Source organism: Nitrospirota bacterium (assembly GCA_016207905.1).
Taxonomy (GTDB): Bacteria; Nitrospirota; Thermodesulfovibrionia; order Thermodesulfovibrionales; family JdFR-86; genus JACQZC01.
The window spans coordinates 1-15,707 of record JACQZC010000088.1 but is presented as its reverse complement, the minus strand read 5'-3'; the positions used below and the strand labels follow the sequence as shown (position 1 = coordinate 15,707).

The 15,707-nt window shown below is 42.1% G+C and carries 19 protein-coding genes; 15 read left to right on the top strand and 4 right to left on the bottom strand.

Annotated features, from left to right (window positions below):
* Window positions 1-88: 88 nt before the first annotated feature.
* Entirely contained in the window at window positions 89-478 is a 390-nt protein-coding gene (locus HY805_10620) for a hypothetical protein (GenBank protein MBI4824662.1), read from the bottom strand.
* Window positions 479-621: 143 nt separating this feature from the next.
* Between HY805_10620 and HY805_10615 the strand changes: the two genes are divergently transcribed.
* From HY805_10615 to HY805_10590, 6 genes are all read left to right on the top strand, one after another.
* A complete protein-coding gene (locus HY805_10615) occupies window positions 622-1,878 on the top strand; it encodes a glutamate-5-semialdehyde dehydrogenase (GenBank protein MBI4824661.1) in 1,257 nt (418 codons plus the stop codon).
* Between the two features lie 302 nt (window positions 1,879-2,180).
* On the top strand, window positions 2,181-2,426 hold the full coding sequence (locus HY805_10610) for an antitoxin, RHH family protein (protein MBI4824660.1): 246 nt from the start codon (window positions 2,181-2,183) through the stop codon (window positions 2,424-2,426).
* Entirely contained in the window at window positions 2,426-2,722 is a 297-nt protein-coding gene (locus HY805_10605) for a type II toxin-antitoxin system RelE/ParE family toxin (GenBank protein ID MBI4824659.1), read from the top strand. Before HY805_10610 ends, HY805_10605 begins: the two co-directional genes overlap by 1 nt.
* A 98-nt stretch (window positions 2,723-2,820) precedes the next feature.
* The gene (locus HY805_10600; protein ID MBI4824658.1) at window positions 2,821-3,552 is read left to right on the top strand and encodes a HesA/MoeB/ThiF family protein; all 732 of its coding nucleotides are present in this window, start codon (window positions 2,821-2,823) and stop codon (window positions 3,550-3,552) included.
* A 61-nt stretch (window positions 3,553-3,613) separates the two neighbouring features.
* Complete coding sequence (locus HY805_10595; protein ID MBI4824657.1) at window positions 3,614-3,853, top strand: type II toxin-antitoxin system VapB family antitoxin; 240 nt, start codon at window positions 3,614-3,616, stop codon at window positions 3,851-3,853.
* The gene (locus tag HY805_10590) at window positions 3,837-4,229 is read left to right on the top strand and encodes a PIN domain-containing protein (GenBank protein MBI4824656.1); all 393 of its coding nucleotides are present in this window, start codon (window positions 3,837-3,839) and stop codon (window positions 4,227-4,229) included. Before HY805_10595 ends, HY805_10590 begins: the two co-directional genes overlap by 17 nt.
* Window positions 4,230-4,414: 185 nt before the next feature.
* On the opposite strand, the gene HY805_10585 is transcribed toward HY805_10590, so the two are convergent.
* The gene (locus HY805_10585) at window positions 4,415-5,236 is read right to left on the bottom strand and encodes a hypothetical protein (GenBank protein MBI4824655.1); all 822 of its coding nucleotides are present in this window, start codon (window positions 5,234-5,236) and stop codon (window positions 4,415-4,417) included.
* Window positions 5,237-5,634: 398 nt separating this feature from the next.
* Between HY805_10585 and HY805_10580 the strand changes: the two genes are divergently transcribed.
* From HY805_10580 to HY805_10540, 9 genes are all read left to right on the top strand, one after another.
* Entirely contained in the window at window positions 5,635-5,952 is a 318-nt protein-coding gene (locus HY805_10580; protein MBI4824654.1) for a hypothetical protein, read from the top strand.
* Window positions 5,952-6,179 (top strand): hypothetical protein, encoded by a 228-nt coding sequence (locus HY805_10575; GenBank protein ID MBI4824653.1) that lies wholly within the window; start codon window positions 5,952-5,954, stop codon window positions 6,177-6,179. Before HY805_10580 ends, HY805_10575 begins: the two co-directional genes overlap by 1 nt.
* A gap of 74 nt (window positions 6,180-6,253) precedes the next feature.
* The gene (bioA, locus tag HY805_10570; GenBank protein MBI4824652.1) at window positions 6,254-7,624 is read left to right on the top strand and encodes an adenosylmethionine--8-amino-7-oxononanoate transaminase; all 1,371 of its coding nucleotides are present in this window, start codon (window positions 6,254-6,256) and stop codon (window positions 7,622-7,624) included.
* Window positions 7,625-7,928: 304 nt separating this feature from the next.
* On the top strand, window positions 7,929-9,362 hold the full coding sequence (locus HY805_10565; GenBank protein ID MBI4824651.1) for a YeeE/YedE family protein: 1,434 nt from the start codon (window positions 7,929-7,931) through the stop codon (window positions 9,360-9,362).
* Between the two features lie 28 nt (window positions 9,363-9,390).
* The gene (locus tag HY805_10560; protein ID MBI4824650.1) at window positions 9,391-9,642 is read left to right on the top strand and encodes a sulfurtransferase TusA family protein; all 252 of its coding nucleotides are present in this window, start codon (window positions 9,391-9,393) and stop codon (window positions 9,640-9,642) included.
* A 30-nt stretch (window positions 9,643-9,672) separates the two neighbouring features.
* Window positions 9,673-9,939, top strand: a complete 267-nt coding sequence (locus HY805_10555) for a hypothetical protein (protein MBI4824649.1) — start codon at window positions 9,673-9,675, stop codon at window positions 9,937-9,939.
* A 73-nt stretch (window positions 9,940-10,012) separates the two neighbouring features.
* Window positions 10,013-10,474, top strand: a complete 462-nt coding sequence (locus tag HY805_10550; protein ID MBI4824648.1) for a universal stress protein — start codon at window positions 10,013-10,015, stop codon at window positions 10,472-10,474.
* A 93-nt stretch (window positions 10,475-10,567) separates the two neighbouring features.
* A complete protein-coding gene (locus HY805_10545) occupies window positions 10,568-11,905 on the top strand; it encodes an FAD-dependent oxidoreductase (protein ID MBI4824647.1) in 1,338 nt (445 codons plus the stop codon).
* On the top strand, window positions 11,902-13,350 hold the full coding sequence (locus HY805_10540; protein MBI4824646.1) for a radical SAM protein: 1,449 nt from the start codon (window positions 11,902-11,904) through the stop codon (window positions 13,348-13,350). Before HY805_10545 ends, HY805_10540 begins: the two co-directional genes overlap by 4 nt.
* Here the strand turns inward: HY805_10540 and HY805_10535 are convergent.
* Together HY805_10535 and HY805_10530 are read right to left on the bottom strand one after the other, a co-directional pair.
* A complete protein-coding gene (locus HY805_10535) occupies window positions 13,328-14,395 on the bottom strand; it encodes a radical SAM protein (GenBank protein ID MBI4824645.1) in 1,068 nt (355 codons plus the stop codon). The genes HY805_10540 and HY805_10535 overlap by 23 nt on opposite strands.
* Window positions 14,395-15,381, bottom strand: coding sequence for a glycosyltransferase family 2 protein (locus HY805_10530; protein MBI4824644.1), 987 nt, complete (start codon window positions 15,379-15,381; stop codon window positions 14,395-14,397). The genes HY805_10535 and HY805_10530 overlap by 1 nt, the downstream gene beginning before the upstream one ends.
* Window positions 15,382-15,707: the final 326 nt, after the last annotated feature.

Here is a 15,707-nt window from a genome sequence, read left to right as displayed (position 1 = left end):
CCTTGCTCTGCCATTATACTGTTACCCATGTCCGTAGGTTAATCTGTTACCTATGTTAGCAGGTTGCACCCCCTCTTTTCCCCCTTTATTAAAGGGGGAAAAGAGGGGGATTACTTAAATAAGGAGTCTTGAAAGTAAGCACAACAAGAAAATACACAAGCAGGGCATTTAGAATATGAATTGTCAGATTAAAGACATGATAGCCTCTGACATCAAGTCCGTGAAGTTTATAATTTAAGGCAAATGTAAGGTAGCCAATGTATCTGCTTTTAAGTGCATTATAGTATTCAACTCCTTTTGCCTTTGATGGCTCAAGAAAGTAAGAGAGGTCTTTGATAATAGGGTTTTGTACTATAAGATACTCTTCATCCCACTGAAACGGCACATTGAATGTATTTGAGTATGAGAGAATGCCAATGAGGGCTATGAGGAGAAGATGGATGAGGGGTTTTTCAAGGAGACCGAGCCTTAGGTGCATGCTTTATAATAGCACGGCTTTCTGGAAATTTGGCGGTCCATTATCACATAAAAATCTAAATGATAAGGTATGCTCCTTATTGCCAAATTGCATTTATTACATAAATTAAATATAATTCAAAAAGTGGAAGGGGTTCAAAATTCATGGACATAAAGTCATTTGTTCTTAAGTCAGCACTTGAGGCAAAAGAGGGCGCAAAGGCACTGGCAAGGGCATCCTCTGTCAAAAAAAATAAAGCACTCCTCGGAATGGCAGATTCTTTAAAGGCAAATGCATCTACATTGATTTCGGAAAATAAAAAAGACATAGAATACGCAAGGGCAAAAGGGCTTTCGGATGCCCTCATAGACAGGCTCACACTTACTGCCTTACGCATTAATGAGATGGCAGATGGGCTTATAGAGGTCTCACAGCTTTCAGACCCTGTGGGAGAGATTATAAGGATGTGGCAAGTGCCAAATGGCATGTCTGTTGGAAGGATGAGGGTGCCCATAGGTGTTATAGGCATAATCTATGAGGCAAGGCCTAATGTGACTGCTGATGCAGGAGGGCTCTGCATTAAGGCAGGAAATGCAGTTATTCTCCGTGGAGGTAAAGAGGCAATAAACTCAAACAGGGCTATCGTCAACATACTCAGGGCATCCCTAAAACAGGAAGGACTTCATGAAGGTGGTGTAACATTCATTGACATCCCTGAAAGGGAGGCTGTGATGGAGATGCTTAAGCTTGAAGGCATTATAGACCTCATAATCCCCCGCGGAGGAGAAGGACTTATAAGGACTGTAACCGAAAACTCAAGAATCCCTGTGCTTAAGCATTACAAAGGGGTCTGCCATGTCTATGTTGATAGGGACGCAGACCTCATAATGGCAGAGGAGGTATGCCTTAATGCAAAGGTTCAAAGGCCAGGTACATGTAATGCAATGGAGACCATGCTCGTAGATGAGCCCATGGTAGAAGGGTTTCTCCCGAATATGCTTAAAAGGCTTGAGAAAGCAGGGGTCCTTCTTAAGGGTTGCCCGAAGACCCTCTCCATATACCCGGGTATAAACGAGGTTAAAGAGGAGGACTACTACAAGGAGTATCTTGACCTCATACTGAATGTAAGGATAGTCAAAAGCATGGATGATGCAATACTACATATTGCGAAATATGGCTCTGCACACTCTGATGCAATAGTTACGATGAATTACGAAAGGGCAATGAGGTTTCTAAAAGAGGTGGATTCCTCTGCCGTGTTTGTTAATGCCTCTACAAGACTTAATGATGGCTATCAGTTTGGCCTTGGAGCTGAGATAGGAATATCTACCGATAAAATACATGCCCGAGGTCCAATGGGTCTTGAAGAGCTTACATGCACTAAGTTCATCGTGCTCGGAAACGGCCAGTTGAGAGAGTAGGTATTCTGTGACAGGGGAAAAGGGGGTGGGTAAGATAGGGCAGTTCAAAAAGAAATCTCCGAAAAAGTAGATGTGTCGTTTTCTAATCGGTTACAATCAAAGCGTCTTCTTGACATCGCCAAGCAAGGCGTTGAAATGGCAATTGAAAAAAGCGAAAAAGACGCCAAAAACTGGATTAAGAATGAAATGATTAAGCTGGGCATCAATGGATTTTTATGAAAGACACATCCCTACGAAAAATTGCATACGACCTGCTTGTAAACAGTTCATCATATATGATACACTTTGACAGGAGGTGAAAAATGCCCACAAGCAACCCGAGGGTCAATATAGTTTTAGAGCCTAAGCTCTACGAGGAGCTGAAAAACATGGCAAGTGGTGACGGGGTCTCTCTTTCATTAAAAGCAAGGGACCTTCTGAAAGAAGCCATAGAGCTTCATGAGGACGAATACTGGGCAGAGATTGCAGAGGAGAGGCTGAGGACATTTGACAGGAAAAGGGCATTAACAGCCGGCGAACTTAAACGAAAGCTGACAAAAAGGGACTGATGGGCTTCGCAGTACTTTTTCACCCTGATCTCTATGAAGACCTTAAGCCCTTAAACCAGAACATACAAGAGACTATTTTATCAGCCATGGAGAACCGGCTTGGAGCAGAGCCTATGAAATATGGAAAACGCCTGTCCAGAGGGCTCAGAGGGTTCTGGAAACTACGGGTTGGGCAATACAGGGTCATCTACAGGGTAGAGGGGACAGAGGTATGGGTATTAAAAGTAGGGCACAGGAAAGATGTATATGCTGCAGTTAAGAAACGTCTCGGTTGGACCCCGCGCATAGGGGATTGAGGGCAGTTAAGGGTGAACTGAAAAATGCGAACAAAAGCGGAAACCCCTTACTAAAAAGAGCTTTAGGGAAAGTCAATCAAAATACAAGAAAGGATTTTATGTTTTCAAAAGAAGAGCTTAAGCGATATAACCGTCAAATGCTCATGCAGGACTGGGGTGAGGAGACCCAGAAGAAACTCAAGAAATCAACTGTATTCATTGCAGGTGCAGGTGGGCTTGGCTCTCCTACATCCATATACCTTGCAGTAGCTGGCATTGGCAATATAAGGATATGCGATTATGATGCACCTGACTGGAGCAATCTAAACAGACAGATTCTACACAACCACAACCGCATCGGTGTAAATAAGGCAATATCCGCAAGGGAAACACTTAAAGAGCTAAACCCTGATATAAATGTAACTGCATTTACAGATAAGATTGTGGCTGAAAACATTGCCGACCTTGTTGGAGAGGCGGATATTATCGTTGACTGCATGGATAATTTTCCAACTCGGTATGTACTGAATGATGTAGGAATAAAAAAAGGCATTCCGCTTGTCTTTGGAAGCATCTGGGGAATGGAAGAAAGGCTGAGTTTCATATCTCCGCCTGAAACACCATGCCTAAAATGTATATACCCTGAAGCACCGCCTTCAGAGACATTCCCTGTTGTTGGCGCAACACCCGGTGTTATAGGCTCGCTTCAGGCACTTGAGGTCATAAAATACCTTACAGGTATAGGCGAGAATCTTAAAGGAAAGCTCATGGTCTGGAATGGAAATAAAGTAGAATTCAAAAATTATAGGGCATACAAAGACCCGGAATGTCCTGTGTGTGGAGGACTGTGAAAACTGCTTGACATAGCACTCCATTATGCATACAATAAAGCATATAAAGGGGGTGCTAAAAATGCGTGCTACCTTAAACATACCTGATAAGCTCATGTCCGAGGTGCAGAAAATTTCAGGCGAAAAGTCTAAAACCAAGGCTATTACAACTGCCATGCAGGAATTTATCAGACAGAAAAAAATTAAGGAATTGCTTGCCATGAGGGGCAAGGTGAAGATTGACTACAACTGGGAAAAAGAAGAAATGCTTGAAATGAAAGCCCAGAAAAACAGGGAGAAATTGCTTGAACGGAGCAAGTGATGGGGTAATTGCAGATACCAGTATCTGGATTGAGTTTTTTAAGCTACAGTCAAAAACAGGGGATAAACTCGAGACTCTTATCTTAGAGAATTCGGTGTGGGTATGTGGTATAGTCCTTTTTGAGCTCATGCAGGGTGTAAAATCAGGATCTGAAAAATCCAAGGTATTGGAGACATTGTCAAATCTGCAATATGTAGAGATGTCAAAACCCCTATGGCAAAAGGCAGGTGAGCTTTCTGCCTCTTTAAAGAAAAAGGGACTAAATCTTCCTTTCTCTGATGTCCTTATATCAGCTATTGCCCTTGAACATAACCTCGCTATCTTTACCCTTGATAAGCACTTTGAGCAAATACCAGGGGTGCGGATTTATAGATAAAGGGGCTGGTTATATTGCAACAGCCCTGCCGAAGGGGCAGTGGGGGTGGAGAGGGGAATTTTATTCAGGGTATTCTAAAAGTTAGCGGATTGGGGAGCATGAACAAGCCCCTATTCCCCCTATTTTATTGTCTATTGTCCTTTTAAGGGCACAAAAAGCATGTCCATGAATATTAGTCCCATTTTTCAATTCGTAAGAGGTATTCTCCAAGTAAGAGAATGTATTGTAAGGTCTTCTACATTAGCACTGCGCTGAAAGTTGTACGAAAGATTAAACGGTGCATAATTTATAGAGCCAGAAACTATGCTGGGAAAGGATGGGTCAAATGATTTAGTCTCAACTCTTCCATCAGAGTGCCTCCATGTAATTTCGTTATCTCCACTCCCAACAACCATTAGTGATGAAATAAAACGAAGATCTTTTATATTAAATGATGCAGTGAGCCCAACAAAAAAGCTAAGCACAGGGGGAGTTTCACAGTCAATAATTACAGTGTAACCGGTGGATTTTTCCTCCCCTGAAACCTTTCCTCCTCCAGATGCAACACCAATTGAAATTGGAAGCCTAAACCCCCCTGGTTTTGAAAAAAAGTCATGAGTCAGTGCAAACGCCACAACTGAGCTATAATCAAGCCTGTATTTAGTAGAGGCAGGCACATTCGGCTCGCCGAAAAATCTTTTTGAACTTGAGAATTCATTTGAAGAGCCGTAACCACCTAAAAGAGATACGCCCCAGCGAGGACTAAATTCATATTTTAGGGCAATAGAGCCTCCATATCCATCCGCACTTCCACCATCAAAACCTGTTGACCAATATGCTGGAGAAAGTTCCACTTTAAGCCTTTTTCCTCTCATGTCATCAACTATAGCACGCGGAGCGATTAGTGAAGCACCCAGTATGTTGGGACTAGCAAAAAAATTGGGTGTCTGTCCTGCATTTGCAACTCCCAGCAAGCAGATTAGATAAAGAAGTATGCTAATAAATATAACCCGTGCAGGTCTTAGCATAGTTCCACCTCAAACAAAAAAGGCGCCCTGAAAAATTCAGGACGCCTTTTTTCAACTGCTAAATTCTTATAGAGACTTAAAAGTGAGTGAGTGAGTGAGTGAGTGAGTGAGTGGCAAATTCCGAGCCAATCTCTTAAGAGCTATGCTTAACATCCATCCCCCATTACAACCTCATGTGGGATGAAAATATCACATATGTATACTCCTTGTCAAGCACTTTTGCTGATTGCCACACAATACTCTCCCAACCTTCTTCCAGCCCCCCTTACCCTCATAGTCACAGGCAATTGCCCCTGTATCGCAATGACAGAGGACTGGATTCCTGTTTCCACAGGAATGCAGTTATGCTATAATCAAAGTCAACAATAAGCAAAACGCAAACTAACATAAGGAATCCTGTGGGGAAGAAAGAATTCACAAAAGAACTAATCCCGGGCGGAGATGATAGATTAAGGGTAAAAATCAATATAGAAAAAGGCAAAGTGGTAGATGTCGTTGTCCAGTACGAATCAAGGATTAAGGATAAATGGTATGCCATTGTTAGGTATGATTGCTCTCACGGGTTTTTCCATCGTGACATATTAAGCCCAAAAGGAGCAGAAATTAAACAGCCAATTTCTATACAGAACCTTAGCGATGCCTTAACATATGCTGAGCAGGACATAAAAGACAGGTGGGAATGGTATAAGGAAAAATTTAAGAAGGGGATGAGATAATGACAAAGAAAGAGTATGCAGAAAGAAATATCGGCATGACATTTGATTTTATAAGGCAGTTAATTGAACATCCGAATATTGCAGATACTATTGTGGACGGTGCAGAGCTTGATTTCATAGACAAAGACATGCCTGTCAAAGAAAAAGAAGCGATGAAAAGGAGAAAAGTCGCCCGATATAAAGTTGAGCATGTTTTTGAACCCATTAAAGGTAGTCTGCTCCGCTAATTGCCATAGCGTACAGGCTGATGCCCTAATCAGCCTGTATGTTAATAAAATCCCTCAAACTTACTTAGAAAAACATGGGCATCCTAAAAGACAACAGACACTTAGAAGAGGCAGATAAAAAATACATCTGGCATCCATTTACCCAGATGAAAGACTGGCTTTCCGAAACCCCTATAATCATCTCCGAAGGAAGGGACTGTTTCCTTAAGGACATTTATGGCAGATGGTATCTTGATGGGGTCTCCTCTTTATGGGTCAATATCCATGGACACAGGAAAAAAGAACTCAATGATGCCATAAAAGAACAGGTTGAAAAAATAGCTCACACTACCCTTTTAGGTCTAAGCAATGTGCCTGCAATTAAACTGGCAGAAAGGCTTATAAGGGTTGTAGATGCAGGATTGGGCACAGGACTGAGTAAGGTCTTTTACTCAGATAATGGCTCAACCGCAATAGAAGTGGCACTGAAGATGGCATTTCAATACTGGAAGCATAAGGGTATTCGTGGAAAACACTCCTTCCTATCTCTTAAAAACGCATACCATGGTGACACACTTGGAGCAGTGAGTGTAGGAGGCATAGATATATTCCACGAGGAATTTAAGCCACTTTTATTTAAGACATTTAAGGCGACTTCTCCTTATTGCTATAGATGTGAATTTGAGCTTGCATATCCTGGATGTAAGTTAAGATGCCTTAAGGCAATGGAGGAAATCCTTAAAAGACACTCAAAAAACATAGCAGGCTTGATTATTGAGCCCATGGTTCAGTCAGCAGGTGGTATAATCGTCTTACCACATGGGTATCTAAAGGGTGTAAAAAAGCTATGCACAAAATACAAAGTTCTGATGCTTGCAGATGAGGTCGCTACAGGCTTTGGAAGGACAGGAAAATTCTTTGCATGCGAGAATGAAAGGGTCAGCCCTGATATTATATGCCTTTCAAAGGGCATAACAGGTGGATATCTTCCGCTTGCAGTTACTGTGGCAACTGAGAAGATATTCAATGCCTTTCTTGGCGAGTATAAGGAGCTTAAGACATTCTTTCATGGACATTCATATACAGGTAATCCCATTGCATGTGCAGTTGCCTTAGCATGCCTTGAGGTTTTTGAAAAAGAAAAGACAATAAAAAACCTCAAGCCCAAGATAGAAGTGCTTGAAGGATGGCTTAAAAGCATCTCATTGTTTAAGCATGTGGGAGATGCAAGGGGAAAGGGTCTGATGGCAGGCGTAGAGCTTGTTAAGGATAAAGGGACAAAAGAGCCTTATGCCATCGAAGAAAAAATCGGATGGAAGGTTGCATGGAGTTCAAGGGAAAAAGGTGTGCTCATAAGGCCTTTGGGAAATGTTATTGTCATCATGCCACCTCTTAGCATAAGCCTTGAGAACCTGAGAGAAATGCTTAATATCATAGAAGACTCTATAGCCTCGGTGACTGATTAAAAACACTATCGGTGCCGTAGAAAAAGAAGAGATCGATACTGTGATGTCTGTGGTTTATCATTAATATCAAACACACTATCTGGACAGGGCAGGGGGCTTGACATTTCGATTGCTTTTTTGCTTTTATATTAATGTCTTTAGAGGATGGGGAGGTAGTTAAAATCATAACGGCGCTTGTATTTTTACCATTATTAGAAAGAAGGGAGGAAAGAACTGCGTTATTTCTATAAAAAATCATTCCTTTCACAAAATATCAGAGAACCTTAATGGTTTGAATCAATAAATCAAGGAGGAGGAAAAGAAAGTGGGAGCAAATAACAGTGCTGAGAAAAAGAATGTTGTTTGGGCTTTCATAATCACAGCCATTTTAGTCCTCATCAGCGTTCTCTATTACAAAGCAAATGTCTTCTACATGTATCTTGTTGCCTACATGTGGTTTGGATTTGCTTATGGCATGATGCTTCAGTATGGACGATTTTGCTTTGCCTCTGCCTCGAGGGATTTGTTTGCGGCAGGGGTTCCGAGAATGGCAGTTGGAATCATGGTTGCACTTGTGTTTTTCAGCCTTATTCAGGCGACTCTTTCTACAACCAACATGAGCACATTTCATCCAGCTCCATTCGGGATTCACACACTCATAGCAGGGCTGACATTTGGTGTTGGAATGGTTTTAGCCGGTGGGTGCGCATCTGGGTCTCTTTATAAAATTGGCGAGGGCAATGGCACATCGCTTCTCGTTGCAGTTGCCGGACTATCATTCGGCCAGGCAATATTCGTGGATGTCAATTGGTTCGATTTCCTTATCCCACAGAAGTGGCTCGATTCATCTATGGCAAAAGGGCTTCCTGTTGATAAGGTAACCTCGTCATTTGACAAATACCTTACAGGCTATGTGTGGGACCAGCCTACTGTTCAATTATCCCATACAAAAGTAATATCCGATGCATTTCCAGGTGCCCTAAAATACTATATCGGAGATTCCCTTCTGAATGCCCTTATTCCTGCGGCGATTCTGCTTATCGTAATCTATGCGGTCTATTCAAGGAAGGGCTTTATGAAGAAAAGGGCTAAGGAGAAAGGCGGAACAACCGGGTTTGGTGCTGAGCTTTCTGGAATCTGGAATATGATAACTGCATCGAAGAGAACGACCATTATGGGAATCCTTGTTGGTATTGTTGCAGGGCTCCATATATTTGTTATGAAGGGAATGCAGTTGAAATTCGGTGTCCAGAATTTTGGAGAGCTTCTTACAAGAATGGGACATACTGCGGATGTCTCGATAAAAGGCACTGTCTTTGACCCTGGCTACTGGTATATAACTTCTCAGGAGGCACAGTTTGGGGCATGGTTTCTCCATAAATTGGGCTGGAACATGAGGGACAATGTGTTTTTCGGGATAAACAACGGACTTCCCGAGCTATGGCGTAACCCAGCACTCTGGATGTCCTTGGGCATTATATTTGGCGCAATGGTAATGGCACGGCTAAACAACGAATTCAAGTTTAAACTGCCTAAGGGCGAGCTATGGGTTTGGGGTTTTCTTGGTGGAATGTTGATGGGCATGGGCTCAAGACCTGCTCTGGGCTGTAATATCGGAGCATTCTTTATAAGGGTTGCAGGCGGAGACCCAAGTGGATGGCTTTATGGTGCAGGCATGGTTGGAGGCGCATTCATTGGAGTGAAGTTCTTTAACTGGTGGACTGAAAAAAAGATGGCTAAAGAGATGGAGGCTTTCTGAATATAAAAATAAAAAGGAGGATTTTGCTATGGCAGTGAAATTCGAAAAAACAGGTGAGGGAACTTATATGCTGGATGTCTGTGGCTTTGTTTGTCCACACCCTCAGATTTACACGAAAAAATCCCTCGAGAAAATGAAAGAAGGCGAGGTTGTTGAGGTGATATTCGACAATCCCTCATCTGCTGAAACAATAACGCAAATGTGCGAGCAGGTCGGCAATGAGGTTGTTGACAAAAGGCAGGAAGGCGGAAAATTCTATTATAAAATCAAAAAGGGATAAGGTAGTTAACAATTTTAGGAGGAGGCTAATATGAAAACACCTCTGGTAGTAATTATCATCGCCATTGTGGGAATCTTAGGGGTGCTGACTATTTATAGTCAGACAGGACACACCGAGAAACCAGCAGGCGTTGAAGGAGCAGCAGGTGGATACGGAGGAGGCGGAGCAGCAGGTGGATACGGAGGAGGCGGAGCAGCAGGTGGATATGGAGGAGGCGGAGCAGCAGGTGGATATGGAGGAGGCGGAGCAGCAGGTGGATATGGAGGAGGCGGAGCAGCAGGTGGATACGGAAAATAAGCCTTATATCGAGGTCATTGACCCCTGAGTTATCGTTGAGGGTCAGTGTGACCCTTTAAGGAGAAGGTGAAATATGAAAAAGATATTAATTGCAGTGGATGACACCAAGGGCTCAAAATCTGCGGTTTCTGCTGGGAGTAAGCTCTGTAAGTGCATGAATCCAGAGACTGTTTTACTTTTGTATGTGGAGAAATTCGAGGGCAGGTCCCTGATAGATGAGATGCTCGGTGCTGCAGAGATGGAAACCTTAAAAGATGTGCTGGAAGGCACGGAGTATAAAAACAAACTGGATGAAAAGGCAGACAGGATATTGGATGTTTACACGAAGACCCTCGAGAGAAACGGTGTCTCTAACATAAAGCCTGTTATCAAAACAGGGCATCCTGCCGAGGAAATCCTGAAGACCGCTAAAAAAGAAGATGTTGACATGATAATAATTGGCTCAAGAGGAAAAAGAGTTACTCATCGCTTTATGGGTAGTGTAAGTAGAGAGGTTGTAAACAATTCTGAAGTCCCTGTGCTGGTTGTTAGATAATTCAGGGGTTGACTTCTTAGGAGGTAGCAGGTTTTTAGGGTCAATGGCTCTGAAAAGGGCTATTGACCCTAAAAGGTTTTGGGGAGGAAGTATTTGGAAACTACCATTGTTTTAGGCGGAGGGCTTGCAGGACTTTCCGCTGGATATGCCCTAACAAAGGCAGGAAAAAGGGTCTTGGTCTTTGAGGCAGATTCATCTGTCGGAGGGCTTTCAAGGACAATCGTTAGTGGAGATTTCCGTTTTGACCTTGGAGGACACAGGTTCTTTACAAAAAATAAAAAAATAGAAACCTTTGTCAAAGACCTCATGAAGGATGAGTTGCTTTCCGTTTCAAGGAAAAGCAAGATATACCTTAGAGAAAACTATTTTGACTATCCCCTTAAGCCCCTGAATAGTATTTCAGGTTTAGGTCTGTCCGTAACAACAAAGATAATCCTCGATTACGGCAAAGAGAAACTCACTGCCCTGATAAATAAACCCAACTGTATCTCGCTCGAAGATTGGGTTATAAGTAATTTCGGAAAAACCATGTTTAATCTCTATTTCAAGGAATATAGCGAAAAGGTCTGGGGCATAGACTGTCGAATGATAAGTCAGGACTGGGTGGCTAAAAGAATTCAGGGGCTCTCATTAGGAGCGGCAATTAAAAACGCTTTCTTTAAATTCAGTGGTAAGAAGATACCAACACTTGCAGACAGATTCCTTTATCCTTGTCTTGGAATTGGAAGGATTTCGGAAAGACTCAAAGAAGAGATAACGAAAAACAACCCTGTTCATACCGAAACCACTGTCAGAAGATTAATACATAAAGATTTTAAAATAGTAAGCATGGAGGCAAAAAACTGTGACCGAACTTACACAGTCGATGGAGAAAGGTTTATATCCTCGATTCCCCTTAGCAGTCTTGTGAAGATATTACATCCCGAGCCTCCCTCTGATGTCCTTCATTCGGCATCGAGCCTTAATTACAGGGACCTCGTGATAGTGGCAGTCATGGTAAACAGGCAAAGGGTTACTGACCAGACATGGATATATATACCTGAGGCTAAGATTCCATTTGGAAGGCTCCATGAGCCGAAAAACTGGAGCCCCTATATGGCACCCGAAGACAAGACACTTCTTGTAATAGAATTTTTCTGCTTTAAAAATGACAGTGTATGGAGTTTAAAAGATAATGAGCTAACAGACCTTACAGTCAGACACCTCGATGCTCTCGGTCTTATCAAAAAGGAAGAGGTTTTTGATAGCCTTGTGATAAGGGTGCCAAAGGCTTACCCTTTGTTTGAGGTCGGCTATGACATGCATGTGAAAAATATAATAAGCTACCTCGATGGATTCAAAAACCTTCACATAATAGGAAGAGGCGGACTGTTTAGATATTACAACATGGACCATGCCATCGAATCCGGTATAGAAGCCGCTTCCCTATGAGGTGCGCTCTTATTATACCTTCGTGGCGACCCGAGGAGATATTTTCCTCAAAAACAGTTCAGTCACAGATAAACTACTGGCAACCATTGGGAACCCTCTATGTAGCCTCATGCCTCATCAAAGAAGGACATGAGGTCAGGTTCCTTAATGGGGCATTTAGAAGCCATGAAGAGATACTCAAAGAGGTAGAGGATTATAAGCCCGAATTCGTTGGTCTTTACTCAACTGCATTTGGCTGGCTAAAGGCTTTGAGTACAGCCAAAGACATTAAGAAGATTAACAGGAATATCTTTATTGCAGTTGGTGGTCCTTATCCAATAGCAAAAAGGGAGCAATGCCTCTCCTTGGACATAGATGCAGTTGTTACAGGCGAGGGAGAGCTTACCCTTGTAGAAATGCTTAATAGGCTTGAGCAGGGCAGGAGCCTCGAAGGCGTTCAGGGTATTGCATTTAAGAGTAATACTAAAGTTCAGGTGAACCCCGATAGACCGCTTATCGGAAACCTCGATTCGATTCCGTTTCCAAAAAGAGAGCTTCTTGGAGATACAAACCTCTACATCCCGCCACCTGCTACATATAGGAGAAGACCGGTTGCAGTAATGATTACCTCAAGGGGCTGTAACAGAAGGTGTATATTCTGTTTTCAGATAGATAAAGAGCGAAACACGGGAATCCGCTACCGAGGTGTTGGAAATGTTATGGATGAGATAGAGCTATGCCTTAAGCAGGGATATAGGGAAATAAAATTCCTCGATGATACCTTTGCAGGAGACAGAGGAAGGGCAATGGAGATAGCAGAGGAGATACGCTTAAGAAGGCTTGACTTCACATGGTTTGCCTCTCTGTGTGTGAATCAGGCTGACAAGCCCCTTCTAAGGGCATTCAAGGATGCAGGCTGTTGGGCAGTGCTTTTTGGAGCTGAAAGCGGTATACAGAAAAACCTAAACGCCATAAGAAAAGGAACAACCATAGAGCAGATTAAGCAAGCTGTGAGTTTTGCAAAGGATGTTGGACTTAAAGTCAGCACTCCGTTTATGTTTGGCATCCCCGGTGAGACATTCGAGGAAGGCTTGAAAACCATTGAGTTTGCAATCAAGCTTAACCCTGATATGGCAAACTTCCATGCAATAACCCCTTTCCCAGGCTCATACCTTTACGATAACCTCGAAAAATACGGCACCCTCTCAAATGACCTAACGGACTTTACATATCAGGGTGCGGCATTTGTCCCCTTTACAATGACAAAACAGGAGATTATCAGGTTGAGACAAATAGCCTTCAAAAAGTTCTATTCAAGACCATCGTTTATCCTTAAGAGACTCCTTGAAATGAGAAATATGAATGACCTTAAGATAGCCGTCAAAGCCTTTAAAAGCCTCTTTCATCTATGGAAAGGGCACGGTCCTCAGCCTAAGAAGAGACCTAAACCTGAAGATATTCCTTAAGAAGCTCAGGGTATTTTCTTAGATTAAAAAGGATATTCGTCATCATATAGCATTCATGCGAGCAATGACATTTGTTTTTCGAGATATCAGAGATGATTTTTTTTGCCTCAGGGGATTTAAGAAGGGTTTTTATGTCATAGTTAGAGTCTCTTATATTTCCTATTTTATAATCGAATTCCTCACAGGGAAATACCTCTCCTTCCTCTGTCATGGTGACATTAAGCCTTCCTGCATAGCAGGGGATTATCTGGCTGTCCTCTGTAACGGTTCTGTATATGAGCCTTCTCTGAAGGATATCCTGTGCCGATTTAACTCTTGAGCCATGGAACCTATATATAGGGGATTTCTTGTTTTTCAGGTTTTCCTCCAACCTCATAGATGCCCTGAGGTATTTCTCGATATCCACTGCCTTATAGGCATTGTCCTTTACATTCCCTCTTATCAGGGAGATTGTGTGTGTTTTTATAGGCTCAAGACCCATTACAAAAGAGATGAGCTCATCCATATCATCTTCGTTTGCACTGCAAAAGACAGTGTTTATTCCAAGCTCGAAATTAGGATACTCAGAGAGAAGCGGAGCGAGTGCCCCTAATGTCTCCATTAGTTTCTGAAAACTGCCTGATACCCCTCGAAGCAAGTCATGCTTTTCGTTTAAGCCATCTAAGGAGAGCTTAAGGACAACGGTGCTTTTTTTGCAATGCCTCAGTATCTCTTCGGTCTTGTTTTTTATTATTTCAGGCATCATCCCATTTGTAGGATAAAGGAGTATAGAGGGCAAGGTGTTTTTATAAAAGACCTTTGTTATGTCAACGAGGTTGTCTTTTAAGAAAACCTCTCCGCCTGAAAATGAAACCCAGAGAAGTGTTCCAAAGGAGGAGGAGATTTTCTCTATCTCTTCAAATGTAAGAGGATTACGAGCTTCCTTTGACCTCGATAGATAAAAGCAAAATGGGCATTTCTGATTGCATTTCCTCGTCACGAAAAATGTAAGGTGAACAGGCTTTTTCCTGAAAACATGAGGTATAAATCTAAATGGACTATACATTATCTCTTCCCGTATAAGTATTTGAGGAGACCTGCAAAGGAGCCAACACCAACTGCCATGCCATAAAGTGTCATGTAATAAAACAATGCTCCTCCTGAAAAAAACAGTCCTTTTGCCCTAACTATTGCCCTTAGGAAATGTCTGTTTATAAAAAGATTAAAACCTGATATTGAAGCTATAAGAGCCAAAAAAAAAGGACTTTTAAAAGAAAAAAATAAAATAAGAAAAAGAAGGCATAAAAATAAACAGATGACATTTATCTTAAGCTCCATGGAGGCTGTGCCCGAGGTTTTAAAGATATCCTTATTTCCTAACGAGTAAACTACCCAGTGCATGGATTTTCTTACTGCATTTTTAAGGGACCTCATGAGGTTAAAGTTAAATATGTGCCTGACAACTATATCGGGGTTTATGAAAAGTCTTACACCCTGCCTTTTTATTCGATGGCTGAACTCCACATCCTCGAGTATTGGAAGGAAATCCTCTTTGAATCCTCTGTTTTCGAGGAAAAGCCTTCTATTTATAATCATGGCATGTGTGGCAATATAGTCATCGCTGTTTGTCTCCGAATAATTTACGAATATAGACTGAAAGGTGCTGAAGAAATCCTTATCAAAGGGTAAAAGGGTATAGGTGCCTCCTATAATGGCATTCGGGTTATCCTTGTATGCCTTTATGGCATTATAAAGTGTGTCTTTCATAAGGAGGCAGTCTGAATCCATAAAGAAAAGCATCTCGCCTGATGCCTGTTTTGCTCCTTGGTTTCTTGCCTTAGATGCACCTGAATGCTCCTTAAGCTCTATCAGCTTAAGTGGTAAGAGGACTAAGAATTCCCTTATAGTATTCACCGAGCTATCGGATGAGCAGTCATCGATAACTATTACCTCGAGGTCATGAGGTCGCTCTGTCATAATGGATGAAAGGCACATACCAATGGTTTTACCTCCATTATGGTTAGGTATGATTATAGATATGAATGGCTCCATTACATCTTGAAGGTAACACATCCTTTTATATCAGGTCAAAGCCCTCGTTAAGCCTTTTTAGAAATGTCCTCCTTTGCTTTAATTTAATAGGGGGAGGGGGGTACCTCCTAAGTTATTGATTTTAAAAGATTCCTGCTTTAATTTTGCTTTAATAATTAACATTAATCCCCGTCATTCTGCACCCCTTCCATTCTGTCTTCTCCAGCTTGTCATTCTGTCTTCTCCAGAATCCTTCTTAAAGAACGATTCCCGACAAGCGGGAATGACCTGTCTTCCCCAGTTTCTTATAAACTATAGTCATATAGTAAAGGATTTAATCCCTTTTG